This is a genomic window from Acinetobacter sp. V89_4 (genome assembly GCF_029967875.1).
GTDB classification, from domain to species: domain Bacteria; phylum Pseudomonadota; class Gammaproteobacteria; order Pseudomonadales; family Moraxellaceae; genus Acinetobacter; species Acinetobacter oleivorans.
Genome location: NZ_JASCAI010000015.1, coordinates 217,632 through 230,905 on the forward strand (window position 1 = coordinate 217,632; position 13,274 = coordinate 230,905).

The 13,274-nt window shown below is 36.2% G+C and carries 16 protein-coding genes; 11 read left to right on the plus strand and 5 right to left on the minus strand.

Annotated elements, in window-relative coordinates; all coding sequences use genetic code 11:
• Positions 1-3 precede the first annotated feature (3 nt).
• From QLG01_RS04105 to QLG01_RS04120, 4 genes are all read left to right on the plus strand, one after another.
• The gene (locus tag QLG01_RS04105) at positions 4-1,215 is read left to right on the plus strand and encodes an ATP-grasp domain-containing protein (RefSeq protein WP_282495899.1); all 1,212 of its coding nucleotides are present in this window, start codon (positions 4-6) and stop codon (positions 1,213-1,215) included.
• Positions 1,212-2,408: an ATP-grasp domain-containing protein gene (locus QLG01_RS04110; protein ID WP_282495900.1), complete on the plus strand. Its 1,197-nt coding sequence runs from the start codon at positions 1,212-1,214 to the stop codon at positions 2,406-2,408. The genes QLG01_RS04105 and QLG01_RS04110 overlap by 4 nt, the downstream gene beginning before the upstream one ends.
• 192 nt (positions 2,409-2,600) lie before the next feature.
• A complete protein-coding gene (locus QLG01_RS04115; protein WP_282495901.1) occupies positions 2,601-3,344 on the plus strand; it encodes a hypothetical protein in 744 nt (247 codons plus the stop codon).
• Between the two features lie 21 nt (positions 3,345-3,365).
• Positions 3,366-3,758 carry a hypothetical protein gene (locus QLG01_RS04120; RefSeq protein WP_282495902.1) on the plus strand — a complete coding sequence of 131 codons (393 nt, stop codon included), beginning with the start codon at positions 3,366-3,368 and terminating at the stop codon, positions 3,756-3,758.
• A 46-nt stretch (positions 3,759-3,804) separates the two neighbouring features.
• Here QLG01_RS04120 and QLG01_RS04125 read toward each other — a convergent pair whose 3' ends face one another.
• Complete coding sequence (locus QLG01_RS04125; RefSeq protein WP_192454608.1) at positions 3,805-4,806, minus strand: aldo/keto reductase; 1,002 nt, start codon at positions 4,804-4,806, stop codon at positions 3,805-3,807.
• A gap of 111 nt (positions 4,807-4,917) precedes the next feature.
• Positions 4,918-5,820, minus strand: a complete 903-nt coding sequence (locus tag QLG01_RS04130) for an AraC family transcriptional regulator (protein ID WP_009391601.1) — start codon at positions 5,818-5,820, stop codon at positions 4,918-4,920.
• 762 nt (positions 5,821-6,582) lie between these two features.
• Here QLG01_RS04130 and QLG01_RS04135 point away from each other — a divergent pair.
• Positions 6,583-7,131, plus strand: coding sequence for a TetR/AcrR family transcriptional regulator (locus QLG01_RS04135; RefSeq protein WP_282495903.1), 549 nt, complete (start codon positions 6,583-6,585; stop codon positions 7,129-7,131).
• A gap of 33 nt (positions 7,132-7,164) precedes the next feature.
• On the opposite strand, the gene QLG01_RS04140 is transcribed toward QLG01_RS04135, so the two are convergent.
• Positions 7,165-7,839, minus strand: coding sequence for a hypothetical protein (locus QLG01_RS04140; protein WP_282495904.1), 675 nt, complete (start codon positions 7,837-7,839; stop codon positions 7,165-7,167).
• An 80-nt stretch (positions 7,840-7,919) separates the two neighbouring features.
• Here QLG01_RS04140 and QLG01_RS04145 point away from each other — a divergent pair, with 80 nt between their 5' ends.
• Genes QLG01_RS04145 through QLG01_RS04155 form a run of 3 tightly spaced genes read left to right on the plus strand, consistent with a single transcriptional unit; the run spans position 7,920 to position 10,295 of the window.
• Positions 7,920-8,282: a hypothetical protein gene (locus QLG01_RS04145; RefSeq protein ID WP_151822598.1), complete on the plus strand. Its 363-nt coding sequence runs from the start codon at positions 7,920-7,922 to the stop codon at positions 8,280-8,282.
• Complete coding sequence (locus tag QLG01_RS04150; protein ID WP_151822597.1) at positions 8,279-9,430, plus strand: hypothetical protein; 1,152 nt, start codon at positions 8,279-8,281, stop codon at positions 9,428-9,430. The genes QLG01_RS04145 and QLG01_RS04150 overlap by 4 nt, the downstream gene beginning before the upstream one ends.
• Positions 9,414-10,295, plus strand: a complete 882-nt coding sequence (locus tag QLG01_RS04155) for a hypothetical protein (protein WP_151822596.1) — start codon at positions 9,414-9,416, stop codon at positions 10,293-10,295. The genes QLG01_RS04150 and QLG01_RS04155 overlap by 17 nt, the downstream gene beginning before the upstream one ends.
• A gap of 62 nt (positions 10,296-10,357) precedes the next feature.
• Here QLG01_RS04155 and QLG01_RS04160 read toward each other — a convergent pair whose 3' ends face one another.
• On the minus strand, positions 10,358-10,576 hold the full coding sequence (locus tag QLG01_RS04160) for a DUF6500 family protein (RefSeq protein ID WP_005066974.1): 219 nt from the start codon (positions 10,574-10,576) through the stop codon (positions 10,358-10,360).
• Positions 10,577-10,603: 27 nt separating this feature from the next.
• Positions 10,604-10,939: a helix-turn-helix domain-containing protein gene (locus tag QLG01_RS04165; protein WP_151822595.1), complete on the minus strand. Its 336-nt coding sequence runs from the start codon at positions 10,937-10,939 to the stop codon at positions 10,604-10,606.
• Between the two features lie 116 nt (positions 10,940-11,055).
• Here QLG01_RS04165 and QLG01_RS04170 point away from each other — a divergent pair, with 116 nt between their 5' ends.
• The 3 genes from QLG01_RS04170 (at position 11,056) to QLG01_RS04180 (ending at position 13,162) form a co-directional block, all read left to right on the plus strand.
• The gene (locus QLG01_RS04170) at positions 11,056-11,613 is read left to right on the plus strand and encodes an NAD(P)H-dependent oxidoreductase (protein WP_282495905.1); all 558 of its coding nucleotides are present in this window, start codon (positions 11,056-11,058) and stop codon (positions 11,611-11,613) included.
• A 143-nt stretch (positions 11,614-11,756) separates the two neighbouring features.
• Complete coding sequence (locus QLG01_RS04175; protein WP_282495906.1) at positions 11,757-12,536, plus strand: hypothetical protein; 780 nt, start codon at positions 11,757-11,759, stop codon at positions 12,534-12,536.
• 53 nt (positions 12,537-12,589) lie between these two features.
• Positions 12,590-13,162 carry a hypothetical protein gene (locus QLG01_RS04180; RefSeq protein ID WP_077163672.1) on the plus strand — a complete coding sequence of 191 codons (573 nt, stop codon included), beginning with the start codon at positions 12,590-12,592 and terminating at the stop codon, positions 13,160-13,162.
• Positions 13,163-13,274 lie beyond the last annotated feature (112 nt).

The following is a 13,274-nucleotide window of genomic DNA, read 5'->3' on the forward strand; positions in this document are numbered from 1 at the left end:
ACAATGACAGTAGTAGTTATAGAACCTATTTCTTCAGGCGTCACTTATTTAAATGCCGCTCAAGAATTAGGGATAGATTTATATGTTTTTTCTACTGATGAAGGAGAGTGCAGCATTGATGGAACAATGCGCCAAAAAGCAAAAGAAATAATAAAAATCGATACCAGTGATTTTCATAGTCAACTCTCTAAAATTGTTGAGTTAAAGACCATAAAAGCCATATTACCCGGTGTTGAATATGCAGTACCTATGGCAGCACAACTCGGTAACTCATTTGCCAAAAACTCACTTGAATATGTGGCAGCTCAAACAGTTCGAAATAAATTTAAATTTCGTGACAAGCTAACCAAGTCGGGTTTAAGCGATATTAAATATGCTTTGATTTCACAGGGTAAAGAAATTGACTTACCTCACGGCTTTAAATTTCCTGCTGTAGTAAAGCCAGTTGATATGGCGGGCAGTATGTCTGTTAAAAAAGTTGCAGATTTTGAGGAACTTTTGAGAACAGTTGAAGCGATCTGGAAAGCTAAGCCCAACGATATTGGTTTCTATGCCAGTGGGGATTTAATTGTTGAAGAATACATTATAGGTAAAGAATACAGTGTTGAAGGAATTATCCATACAGATGGAAAAATAACCTTTGCTTCGCTAACAGAAAAACTATTAGGGCCAGAACCTTACTTTGTCGAAATTGGGCATATTGTGGGTAATCAATATGACCGCCAATTTTCTGCACATGTTTTTGACTATGCCGAAAAAGTAATTCGAACCTTAGAGTTAAATATAGGGCCTTTTCACTTAGAACTGCGAGTTACACCTCAAGGAAAAGCAGTCGCAATTGAGTTAGCAGCACGTTTACCGGGCGACAATATTGTTGAGTTAATTAAATTGGCGACTAATTTTGACCTTGCTCAAGCGGTACTGAGTGAATACCTAGACCTGCCATATGCACCTTCAATAGAGAAAAATCTGGTTTCTGCAATTGCCTTTATGCCCCAAGGTAATCACCGTCTGTTCAAAGGTTTTAGTGGTTTAGATCAACTGTTAGAAGCACCTGAATGTGTACATCATCACTTCTACTATGAAACAAACGATGAACTGGCGTGCAACCATGATTGGACCTCACGATTAGGCTACTTCATTTTCCGTTCCGAAAGCGAAGATAAGATCCGTAGTTTAGTCAAACATATACATGAGCAGGTGAAAGTCATATGAAACATGTATTAATCATCAATAGATATGACGATGAACTATCTGATTATAATAAATATATAGATCACGATGCCGTGCATGTGTCTTATATTTCACTAACAGAAACGATGCGTTATATCACTTCTTCAAACTGTTATTGCATAGCTGGGTTAGAGCAGTTAAATGAAGAAGAGGTTCTCGATCAGGCTAAAAAAATCTATAAGAAAAAACCTATAGATTACGTTATTGCCATCTCAGAATATGACCTCGACGCTGCTGCTCGCATACGAACTGAATTGAATATTGTGGGTGCAACTGTCGAAGATAATTTGTTGTGCCGTAACAAGAAAAAAATGAAAGATGCTTTAGCTCACTCGACTGTACGTTACCCTAAATATGCGGAAGTATCTTCGTATCAAGATATTGAAAAGTTTTTGCTGGAAAGTGACTCAGCAATTATTTTAAAACCTCAAGTAGGTGCAGCTTCTGAAGGCGTAATAAAAATCAGTGAATTGGCTGATATACCACGATTGTCTTCCTATGAAGGCTATGAAGTAGAGGAATTTATTGAGGGAGATATCTATCACGTAGATGCGATTATTTCTGACAATAAAATGCCTTACTTTAAAGTCTCAAAATATATTAATACCTGTTTAGACTTCAGAAACGGTGCGCCATTAGGATCGGTAACGATTGATAATTCTGAATTTATTAAAAAAGTAGAGCGATTTACTTTAGACGTATGTAAATTCTTAAAATTAAAAGATCAGGCGATTCATCTCGAATTTATTGAGTCTAAAGGTGAGCTGGTCTTTTTAGAGGTTGGCGGGCGAGTCGGTGGAGGGGAAATTCCGTTCATTACATTACGCAATGAGTCAGTCGATTTATATGAAATGTGGATTAAGGCGGCAATGAATATTCCGCTAGAGCCAGTAAATACGAAAATCACTGGTTTTCTGATGATGCCGAATCCCTATAGTTCTGGTTTTTTATTTAATGGCATTAAAGAATTAGAGAATGAAACGATTACCTATCAGTTAATTCAAGAAAGCGGCGACCATAACAATTTTAGTTATGAAAATATTCCTGCAAAAATTCATTTCATGGGAGAGAGCCAAATACAGGTCGAAGATGCGATTAAAAATAGTATGAAAATTTTGCAAAGCGCAATTTGTCAAAATCATCATTCTAGTTTGAGTCTAAGTGAGTCTTCTTAGTTGAGATATGGCTAAACTCTAAAAATCAAAAAGGCTTGAGCTTAAATGTTCAGGCCTTTTTATATGTGTTGATAAATGGATCATGGACATACATTTTAATAAGCCATTCTAATGGACTTTTGTTGCAGAGAATTGTGATTTATCGAACTAGCTCATATTATATAATTAGTTAATTATTAAAGAATTTTAAAAATGATTAAATCTGTTATTTCAGGTTGCGCGGTTCTCACACTTTCGGCTTTGTCGGTTACCCATGCAGAGTTTTCTTTTGCACAAGAGCTACAGCAAAGCTGTAATAAAGTGAAGCAATACGCGAGTTTAGGTAAGAAAAGCTACGACCAAAAACAATATAAAAAAGCCCTAGAAAATTTCCAGAATCAAGCCTCTTGGACTGCATTTTGTAAAGCCAATTCAGATGAAACCACCGTTAAATTTACTGACCGAGATATTGAAGTTGCTAACAATAACGTGGGTTTAGCCTATGCCAAACTGGGTCAGCCACTTTGGGCAAGATCGTGGTTTATGCTCGATGACAAATCAAAATCGAGCCAATTTAACCTTAAGCAATTACCTGCACCTAAAGCATCAAATGATTTGTCGGGTGAATATGTGCGTTACTCAGGTTTTGGTGAGTGGGACCACATCACGGTAAGCCGTGAGAAGGGCCAATATGCAATCAGCTATGCTGGTTTATATATGGGACTTAGAAGCTTAATTTACGGCCCAAACATGGGTGAGTTTGGCACTACAATGCCGAGTAGTAAAAAGCAAACAGTTTATAAAAATGAAGACTGCCGTATTCAACTCGACTTTAAAACCAACGCGAAATTAGGAAATTATATTCAAGTCAAACAAAATGAAGGTGAGTCAGGTTGTGGCTTTGGACATAACGTTTATGCAGACGGCACTTATTTAAAAGTTGAGTCTGGAAAATAAAACTAAAAAATAGGGAATTGAATGATGAATAAATTTGCACGGTTGCTACTCGTTTCTACGATTGCCATTTCATCTCAAATTTACGCCGAGCCAACCAGCACATGCAAAGAGGTGAAATTCCAAAAATCCGATGAAGCGTGGAGTGGGCACTATTATTTAAATGGCGTGATGGAAGTGGGTTCAGAGCTTTTACTTCAGCCAGATGGCAAGTTTAAATGGATGCTCGCTGTTGGCGCTTTAGACCAATATGCCGAAGGCACATGGTGGAAAAACGGTGACTGTATTGGCTTAAAACCAGACTCTAAATTTAAAAAGGATTTAAGTATTTTCCCTGAAAGTTTAACGATTTCAGATAAATCTTTAGACGCGATCTGGGAAGGTGGACGCCAGCAAGGCATATACAGCAAAGACTAAATTAAAAAAGTCCGACACTGAGTCGGACTTTTTTATGGCTTATATTTTAGTGATTGACCGCAGCAAGTTGCTGAGCGTTATAGCGTGCGCCCATGTTTGGGTATCTCGCGATAATCGCTTCAATTTGTGCCAAGTCTGCTGTTGTTAAATGAAGGTCTACAGCACCCGCATTTTCTACAAGGCGTTCGATTTTACGTGTACCCGGAATTGGAATAATGTCGTCACCTTGCGCCAAAATCCAAGCCAAAGCCAGTTGAGCCGCTGTCGCATTTTTGCTTTGAGCAAAGTCGCTAAATGCTTGCGCCAAGCTTTGGTTATTTTTCCAGTTATCGCCTTGATAACGTGGTAACTGACGACGGAAATCACTTTCGTCTAGGCTACCCACATCAAGCGTATTGGTGATTAAACCACGCGATAGCGGTGAATACGGCACAAGGCTAATGCCTAACTCGCGAATGGTTTGAAAGTGAGTATCTTCCAGTTCACGAGTAAGCAATGAATATTCGTGTTGAACCGCTGCAATCGGGTGAATCGCATGCGCTTTACGAATGGTTTCAGCCGATGCTTCACTGAGTCCTAAATAACGAACTTTACCTTGTTTGACCAAGTCAGCCATTGCACCAATGGTGTCTTCAACTGGAATATTCGGGTCAATGCGGTGTGCATAATACAAATCAATCACGTCAGTATTTAAGCGTTTTAAACTGTTTTCGACCGCAACTTTAATCCACTCTGGAGAGCCGTCGATATAAGACTCTAAAGAATTTTGTGGGTTAAGGTTGTCTTCTTTATAGCGAAAGCCAAATTTGGTCGCCAAGAATACTTTGTCGCGGTGTTTTTCTAAAACTTTTGAGAGTAAAACTTCGTTTGCGCCGTTGCCGTACATGTCGGCGGTGTCCCAAAAGTTAATGCCGAGGTCTAATGCCTTTTCTAGAGTGGCAATGCTTTGTGTGTCGTCTGAGGCACCATAGGCAAAGCTCATTCCCATGCAACCTAAACCAAGTGCTGATACTTTTTCGCCTGTTTGTCCTAAAGTTCTATATTTCATTTTTCACACTCTTTTTGCAAAATCACTTGAGTAGAAAAACTATAAAATGCTTTGGCTCAAACTGACGTATAACATTCAAACCAATAATTATAAAATTCAAACAATCTGTTTTTAGGCCACACAGTCTTCACGGAACTTTTTAGGTGAAAAGCCCGTATTTTTCTTAAAGAAGTTGGTGAAATACGCTGAATATTCAAAGCCTAAGCTATAAGCAATTTCGGAAATATTCCAACTGGTGTGCTGTAACAGTGCTTTGGCTTCTTGAGTAATACGAGAGCTAATATGTTCAGAGGTGGTTTTACCTGTCGCTTCTTTTACGGCTCGGTTTAAATGGTTCACATGCACCGACAGGCCATAGGCATAGTCATTTGCAGTTTTGAGTTTAAGCTGAAAATGGGGCGAATCGATAGGAAACTGACGCTCTAATAATTCAAAGAACAAATGGCAAATGCGAACCGCAGCATTACTATGTTTTTCAAACTGTTGGGTCGGTTGCATTTTCATGGCTTCATGCACAATCAGGTGTAAATAGTTTCTTAAAACGTTGTATTTGTGAATATAGTCTGAATTTATTTCACTCATCATCTTTTTGAAAATAAATGAAATTTCTTCAACTTGTTGATCGTTTAAAAAATACAAAGGGTCGCCGTCGACCTTAAAGAGTGGTGAGTCTTTTAAAAAGCTTTGTCTTGATTCTTGGTTTACAAACTCTTCGGTAAATAGACAAAACCAGCCTGCCTGTTCAGGCGAATTAATTTCCCATGCATAGGGCACCATCGGGTTTGAAAACAGTAAAGCAGGACGGTCGACTCGTATCCAGCGGTTGGCGTAGTGTAGTTCGCCTGTGCCTAAAACCAGTGAAATTTTATAATAATCGCGGCGGCTATAAGGCGTGAGAAACGAGCAGGCATCGCGTTGGAACACGTTAAAATGTCCAAACGAAGTTGATGGAACCGAGTAATCGCTATCTCTGGTTAAAGAAAAGCGGCGATAAAAATCATGTATGGTTTCCATGTCTTTGCCTGCATGCGTTATCAATTTATTTAAAGTTATAAAATTCAAACTTTATTTACTGTAGCTTTTATTTATAGCGCGATCAATCTGTTCATTTAAACAGGTTTGAAAATGAACGGTAAATTAATAATGAAATAAGCAGATAAACTAAACTTTAAGAAAATATATTCTTAAATCACTAGGCCAATGAAAAATAAAAATAATCTTTATAAATGAATAGCCAATATCATATTGACACTCAAAAACACGCGGATTATCCTTTGCCTGCTGGCCTACATTGCCAGTCGATTTTGACAGATCGATATAACACACAAGACATCAAAAGGTTCTCTTTTTGGTGGCGAACTCGTTCGTCCCCCTTCGTAGCGGTAGGGCGAGGGAGGGACGCCTTGTGCGTGCTGATTCTTGTGTGTCAGTCTGTCAACCTTCTCTCGTTCTACCACCATCATTTGACAGTGATCGGGTAGAACTCCTTTACACACAAGGAGTCCGCACATGCGTACTATTTCATCTCTCTCATTGGCAACCTTTGCCAAAATCTTTACGTCTATATCGCACTGGTCTTTAAAACGGTTTAACCGACTTAGGTTTTAAGCCATAAGTCATTACGACTAAAAAATCATAGCAACAATAAAACCCGAGATAGGCGAGCACACCATTTTTGTGCGGCTTTTGCATGCCTGTTTTTAGCGCTCAATTTAAGAGCGACGGCATTTCTATCTCTTTTACATACAACAAAAAATTATTTTAAACGGTATAAAAATGCCAAATTTAGAAGCTTCATTTAGAGCATTAAGCGTGCTCCACGCGGCAAAAGATTTATTTAATCAAAATGGGTTTTACATCGGGATAGATCGAATTATTGAGGAAGCCAAAATCCCCAAAGCCACTTTTTATAACTATTTTCACTCAAAAGAAAGGCTCATTCAGATGAGCTTAACCTTTCAAATAGATGCCTTAAAACATGAGGTATTTTCAATTATTCATTCGTACCGTGAACTCATGGCATTCGATAAACTCAAGAAAATTTATCTCTTACATGCAAACTTAGAGGGCTTTTATCGATTGCCATTTAAAGCTATTTTTGAAATTGAAAAGATCTATCCAGCAGCATATAAACTCGTTATTGACTATCGAAACTGGTTCATTAAAGAAATTCATAAATTCCTTTTAACTGTAAAAGCGACTGCTACAGTTGAAGATGCGCACATGTTTTTATTTGTGATTGATGGCGCGATGGTTCAGCTTTTAGGGACTAATAGCACTGATGAAAGGGATGCATTACTTGAGTACTTTTTAAGTCGGGTTTGATGGGGGAAGGCTCAACGGGAGTTGGGTCTGCTTTTAAAGATTATTTATTCTATTACTCTGTGTACTAGAGTTATGATTTAAATATTCTCCAAAAAAATATTCATCTTTAGCTTGGAAAAAGAAGTTAAATTCTTTACTCATCATAGGATCACGTTGCGCTTGTTTATGAAAGATAGGAGATATTTGGTTTAAATAGTAATAGATACAGTCAGCCGTATTAGTAAATACATTTAATGGTTTTAAGCTGGAATATAACTCTGTTAGTGCATTAATAATAGGTCGAATGTCTGGATTAAATGTCCAGAGTAAAATTTCATTTTTCTCACATCTAATTACTTCATATTCTTCTAGTTTATTGGGCTGAATTGAGTAAAGTTGTGCTCCATTTTCGCTATAAGTTGAATATAGCAATTTTGTGATTTCTAACTGTGAATGTGTGATTTCTTGTTCACGCTTTAATTTAGATTTCTTCAATAAATTTGGTAGCTCATGGATATTCTGTTTCTTAAATTTATCGAAAGAATGCATAACATTTTGAATAAGGTTTAATTCGCCAGTTCCTGTAATAATACCGTTTTCCCATGGAAAGAGCTTTTGAATACCATCTTGATATAAATATGAGCCATTATCCTGATGAGGCACGGCACTACGAGTATCGGCTGCTATCACAATACTGTCCTCAAGTTGAATAGCAAGAATAAAGGTCATAATATTAAGATAGTTAAGTTAATTTTCATGGAATCTATTTTAGGAAGACAAATAAATTTTTACCAGATAAGGTTTTGTATATGGCTGGCGGTTCTCAGATCATTATTAATAAAAATGGTATTACATTAATTACTCCAGCAAAGTTTGAAGTAAAAGCTGGGCAACATTTATTTAAAGGTGGGGCTGAAGTAGGAGTAAATATTCAAGGATTACCTGCTTTTGAGTCATATAACGAAAAGTTCCAAATGTTATTACCTTCTGGTGAACCCATGAAAAAAGTAGACTATAAAATTTCTACCGATGGAAATGAGTACATCTCTCAAGCAGATGACAAGGGTAGGTCTAAGCGTATTCATTCTTCTAAGGAAGAAAATTTGAAGTTGGATTTAAATTGGATAAGTTTCGAGGCTGATTCTGCTGACAATGATGGTGATGCTAAATGAGTGGAAGTCTTGATTGGGATAGTAATACCAATACTACGGAAAATAGCTGTAAAACCGTTCAATGTGATTGCTTAACTTTCTGGGAAATTTATCAGCAAGAGGCCATAAAAAGAGTTTCTAATCTCAAAAGTGCAAATCATTACAAACTTGAACCTGGGTATGAGGCTAGAGCAAGGCGTATTGCTTCTGTCTATGCCAGAATTTATTTAGAACAAGAAATTTCAGGAACTAAACTATTTAGAGGTCGTTACTATTGGATGGGACTTGGAGCATTTGCCTCAAAAACTGTAGCTGCTATTTTTAAACATGGATTAACTGCATGGGGGTATAAGTGGGCACCCGTGATTTCTGGTGCCATAGGCGGTGTTTTAACAGCCCCTGTTATTAATTCTATGATTCGAGACCCAGTACATTCTTTTGCTAAGGGCAATTTATGGTTATTTATGGATATTGCACCATGGCATTATGCATGGAGTGCTTCATCAGCCTCCTTTAAAAATTGTATGAAAGCCCGAAAAGTATCTGGTTTTAAACATATTAAAAAAGAAGTCGAGAATTTGCCTTGGTCTAATTCCTTATCCGTTATTAAACAATTAGGATGGACTGACCAGATAGAAGAGGGTTTTGGGTATTTACCAGATATTGAAAATACTTTTAAGCGAGCAGGGAAGACTCGAAACGATAATTTTAAAACGGCTTCTAAAAATCTTTTTGACCATTTGATGGCGATTGCAGTTCAGGAACAATATAATATTTTACAAGAACTTGTGTGGAAGGAATGGAAAGTCCAGAAACAGGCTTCTTTGCAACGTATTACAGGTTTACCAGATAGTACTCTTGTTTTAACTAGTGATTATGGTGTCGATGCAGTTAAACCTAATAAACAAGGACAGTATAAAGGACGTCATGCAGGTGTTCTATCCCAACTACCTGAAACGGTTTATAGCGAACCATTAGAGGGTACTCAGGTTGAAGTTTATGATAGCCGTATAAAATGGATTAAAGTTGCGGCTTCTAAATATCATCGATTAATGCAAAGCGATAAAGGACGAGACTTTTTAGAAAAAGAATTAGGAGTTATTTCAGGATGGGGAGATAGCAAAGCAGAGTTTAAAGTAGGGAAAGATAGTAATGATGGCAAAATTTAGACAATATTTCCTAATTTTGATTTTTGGATTATTACTTTCCGCTTGTCAGCCAACATCAGAACATAATGAGAATTTGACTATGAATCAGCAGGCCTACACTTTGCATATGGGTGAAAAAGGTATTCAAGATTTTTCAAAGTATAGTGATGGAAATGTCGATAATCATCCAGCTGGCGTTAGCTTTAGAGAACTTCAATTTTCTCCTCCTAACTTAGGAAAATTAACTATAGAGAATGGCTCTAACAGTTTGTTAATTGAGCATGCTTTCTCTGTATTAGGTACTCAATATGACAAAAATGAAGGGATCCAAGTTTTAGATATTGATGCTGGCCTCACAAAAGAAGAATTTGCTACCCCAGAGCAGGTTTATCAAAGCTACGTAGCTTTAATGAAACGTATTAATCAGGCTGGCTGGAAAAACTATTTCTTCACAGATGCTCCGCGTATCGCTAAAGAAGATAATATTAAACATCTATCGAAAAGTCGTGATGTCATTGACCCAAGCTATATTTTTAGTTTTGAAGAATGGAAAAATATAATAAACAACAGCCCGACAAAATCATTGGGTTATAGGTTGTATGCTAATGGGGTTATTTTAGATATCAGTTTAAAAAGAACAGCTAAAAATGAGCGGAATGAAGAACAATATATGCTTAGATTTAGCTTTCAAAGTGTTCGATACAATGAAAGAGACTCAATTCCTGACTCTGATAAAATGACACCTAGTGAGTTTGAGCAAGCGTTTAAAAAGAGATTAATTGAAAATAAAAAATATCGTGAAAAGGAAGAGAGAAAAGCTAAGGCTGAAGGCTATCATATCGATGAAGAATATACAGATCCTGATGTTTGGTCATATGTTAAGTAATTAATTTTTAAATTTAAAAATAATGAAAAGGCTTAAATTTAAGCCTTTTCGAATAACTCTAATTACTGCTCACTCAAAACCAACTGCTTAATCTTAACAGCCTTCTCGAAGTGATCTAGCTTATGTTCCATAATCCACCAATGCGCTGCTTCCATCAGTAACTCAGGGTTATCATTCTTATTTTTAAAAAAAGCATAAAAAGATAGACCAACATTGTCTCCCTTCTTTTCAATTTTATCGTCGCATCCCTTAATAAAAATTTCTCTTAATTCATTTCTCATATTTAGTATCACTTCAAGTCTATAAAACTAAGACGATTTATTGCGCTCGCCCCAATCGCACATCATATCTAATAAAGGAATCAAAGACTGTCCTCTTTCTGAAAGACGGTACTCAACTTTAGGTGGAATTTGAGGATATTCCTTGCGAATAATAAGCTCGTCTCTTTCTAATTCTTTAAGTGTATTGCTGAGTGTTCTAAATGAAATATTGCCAATACAGCGTTGCAACTCATTAAAACGCATGACATTTTTTTCATATAGCCAATACATAATAATCATTTTATATTTGCCATTAATTAAAGAAAGGGTGTAGCCGAAACCCGTTTCTTCTAATGGCGTATGGGATGGTACGCATTCAGTCATTTTTAAAATCTACACTATCTTTTAGTATAGTATATAACACAAATTACCGTACTTATATTTAGGAAAGTACACTTCTATAATCGATTTATCAACTTTTCGATAAGAGTGTTTTTATAATGAAAAAGACATTAGTCATTGTTACTCATCCTCACATAGACCAGTCTGTTGTAAATAAAAGATGGGTAGAGGAACTAGAGAAACACCCAGACCAATTTACGGTTCATCAAATTTATCAAACCTACCCAGATGGGGTAATTGATGTTGCCAAAGAGCAAGCACTGGTAGAAGAACACGAAAATTTAGTATTTCAATTTCCAGTGTATTGGTTTAACTGCCCACCGCTTTTGAAACAATGGATTGATGAAGTTGTGACTTATGGTTGGGCGTATGGCTCAACAGGTGACAAGCTTAAAAATAAAAAGTTTATGTTGGCTTTGTCTGCTGGTGTGAAAGAAAACGTTTATTCAGAGCAGGGTGAATACAAGCTTTCTTTAGAGCAGATTTTTACTCCATTTAAGCTAACGGCTTTATATGTTGGGGCGGACTACCAACCACTTCATGCATTTTATGGCTTAGACACAAACCCTTCAGAAGATGACGATGTTCCGACTCACCAAGACATAGAGAATAATGCGATCGAGTACGTGCAGAAGTTATTAGCGTTGTCTGAGTAAGTTAAAAAAGGGAGAGGCCTGAACGTGAGGTTTGGGCTTCTTATATAGAAGATTTTTAAAAAATTATATTAAGGTTTTAAGTTAAATATACAATTTATTTATGATATAAATGTCCGCTAAATATAGATTAAATTTAAAAATTTATGACTATTCTTGATATTAAAGAAAAAGAAAATTCCCTTATAACTGACGATGCTCATGAATTAATATGCTACGCAACAATCAGTGAAATAAACTCATGGAACGATGTTGTTAACTTATATTCAGAAATTAAGCAGAACAACTTTCAAAAAAAAGTATTATTACTTTTAGAAGATATTGGACAATGCCAATACACGTCCATGCATGCTTCAATGGGAGATGGGCTTTATTTTGATACTTCAGAACTCGTTGAAGATGACAGTGAAGCAAGTTGGGATAATACTCGACCCTTAGAACTTCAATACCACATTGAACAATTATTAAAGCCAGAAAATTATATAGAATTTAATAACTTGCCTAAAAAACTTAAGTATAGCGATGAAGATCAAGCGACTCTGTTACAGATCAATGCTGAACCCGAAGAAATTTTAGATGAGGTTATTCAAGTAAAGCTAGTAAACAGTGAAACTGAAACTCAAAAATTTGCAGCATGCCTCAATGGATACTTTAGTTGTGATTTGAATCCGTTTGAATCTTTTAGCCTAATTCAGCATTTAGATCAAAACTATGACTTAGAGTATGTTGGCTTAGGGGCAAGCTTATTATTCTTCATTAAAACACCAAAATTTGATGCAAATAAAACACCTCAATTGCTTAATGATTTGAGCAACTTTTATCAATTCAATCAATCGACTCATACCCAATTAGAACAGCATTTATCTAATCATGAATATCTTATTTTGCCTTATGTAGAGTCATTAGAAGTGTTCGATTTGGATTAAGGCTGATTAGAGAAGTCTAAATTTTATTTTTAAAACTACATGAGATTCAAATTATGAAAAAACTACTCAGTTTAAGTACATTAATATTAGTAACTACATTAACAGGTTGTGCAGTTAATTTACCTTTTAATAACCGTCTAAACTATACGTCTGTTTCAGAATTATCAGCTCTTCCAAAGATGCAAGATACTGTCTATATCAAATGGAATCCAGATACTTTTCCTCAACGTATTGATATTCAAGGTTCAGATGGTTTTGTAGGGGGAGGCTCTAGAACACGTATTCCTACAGGAGTAGCTCTATCAAGTCGTATAGAAGAAGCAATCGCTCAGATAGCAAAATTATCACCAAATGGAAGTCCATTAACGATTACTGTTGAAAAAGCTAGATCTGGCTTTGAATACTCAGCTGGTATGTTCAATATTACCCCAGCAATTGATGTAGCAAATGTAACTTTAGTCGCTACATTTGAATATAAAGGCCAGAAATGGACGAATACATTTAACTCTAAGTTAAACGATCCAAAAATTGGTGGTTCATCTCAAACAGGTTTGTTAGATAAAGCATGGGATGATATTGCTATACAAGTTGCTAAAGATGTTTCAAAGCATCTAGGTAATAACTAACGTTTTAATTTTTATTTAAAATAAGAAAGGCCTAAATCAAAATGATTTAGGCCTTTCTGTAAATTAATTTTGATCAGACTATTTCTTAACACGGCATTTTAAAAATTAGAAA

What these genes read in the sequence shown, in the direction of transcription:
- QLG01_RS04125 (WP_192454608.1), bottom strand. Translation starts at nt 4,806, where the DNA reads ATGAAATATAGAACTTTAGGACAAACAGGCGAAAAAGTATCAGCACTT.
- QLG01_RS04145 (WP_151822598.1), top strand. Translation starts at nt 7,920, where the DNA reads ATGGCTGGCGGTTCTCAGATCATTATTAATAAAAATGGTATTACATTA.
- QLG01_RS04165 (WP_151822595.1), bottom strand. Translation starts at nt 10,939, where the DNA reads ATGACTGAATGCGTACCATCCCATACGCCATTAGAAGAAACGGGTTTC.
- QLG01_RS04105 (WP_282495899.1), top strand. Translation starts at nt 4, where the DNA reads ATGACAGTAGTAGTTATAGAACCTATTTCTTCAGGCGTCACTTATTTA.
- QLG01_RS04175 (WP_282495906.1), top strand. Translation starts at nt 11,757, where the DNA reads ATGACTATTCTTGATATTAAAGAAAAAGAAAATTCCCTTATAACTGAC.
- QLG01_RS04115 (WP_282495901.1), top strand. Translation starts at nt 2,601, where the DNA reads ATGATTAAATCTGTTATTTCAGGTTGCGCGGTTCTCACACTTTCGGCT.
- QLG01_RS04180 (WP_077163672.1), top strand. Translation starts at nt 12,590, where the DNA reads ATGAAAAAACTACTCAGTTTAAGTACATTAATATTAGTAACTACATTA.
- QLG01_RS04155 (WP_151822596.1), top strand. Translation starts at nt 9,414, where the DNA reads ATGATGGCAAAATTTAGACAATATTTCCTAATTTTGATTTTTGGATTA.
- QLG01_RS04140 (WP_282495904.1), bottom strand. Translation starts at nt 7,839, where the DNA reads ATGACCTTTATTCTTGCTATTCAACTTGAGGACAGTATTGTGATAGCA.
- QLG01_RS04170 (WP_282495905.1), top strand. Translation starts at nt 11,056, where the DNA reads ATGAAAAAGACATTAGTCATTGTTACTCATCCTCACATAGACCAGTCT.
- QLG01_RS04120 (WP_282495902.1), top strand. Translation starts at nt 3,366, where the DNA reads ATGATGAATAAATTTGCACGGTTGCTACTCGTTTCTACGATTGCCATT.
- QLG01_RS04135 (WP_282495903.1), top strand. Translation starts at nt 6,583, where the DNA reads ATGCCAAATTTAGAAGCTTCATTTAGAGCATTAAGCGTGCTCCACGCG.
- QLG01_RS04150 (WP_151822597.1), top strand. Translation starts at nt 8,279, where the DNA reads ATGAGTGGAAGTCTTGATTGGGATAGTAATACCAATACTACGGAAAAT.
- QLG01_RS04160 (WP_005066974.1), bottom strand. Translation starts at nt 10,576, where the DNA reads ATGAGAAATGAATTAAGAGAAATTTTTATTAAGGGATGCGACGATAAA.
- QLG01_RS04110 (WP_282495900.1), top strand. Translation starts at nt 1,212, where the DNA reads ATGAAACATGTATTAATCATCAATAGATATGACGATGAACTATCTGAT.
- QLG01_RS04130 (WP_009391601.1), bottom strand. Translation starts at nt 5,820, where the DNA reads ATGGAAACCATACATGATTTTTATCGCCGCTTTTCTTTAACCAGAGAT.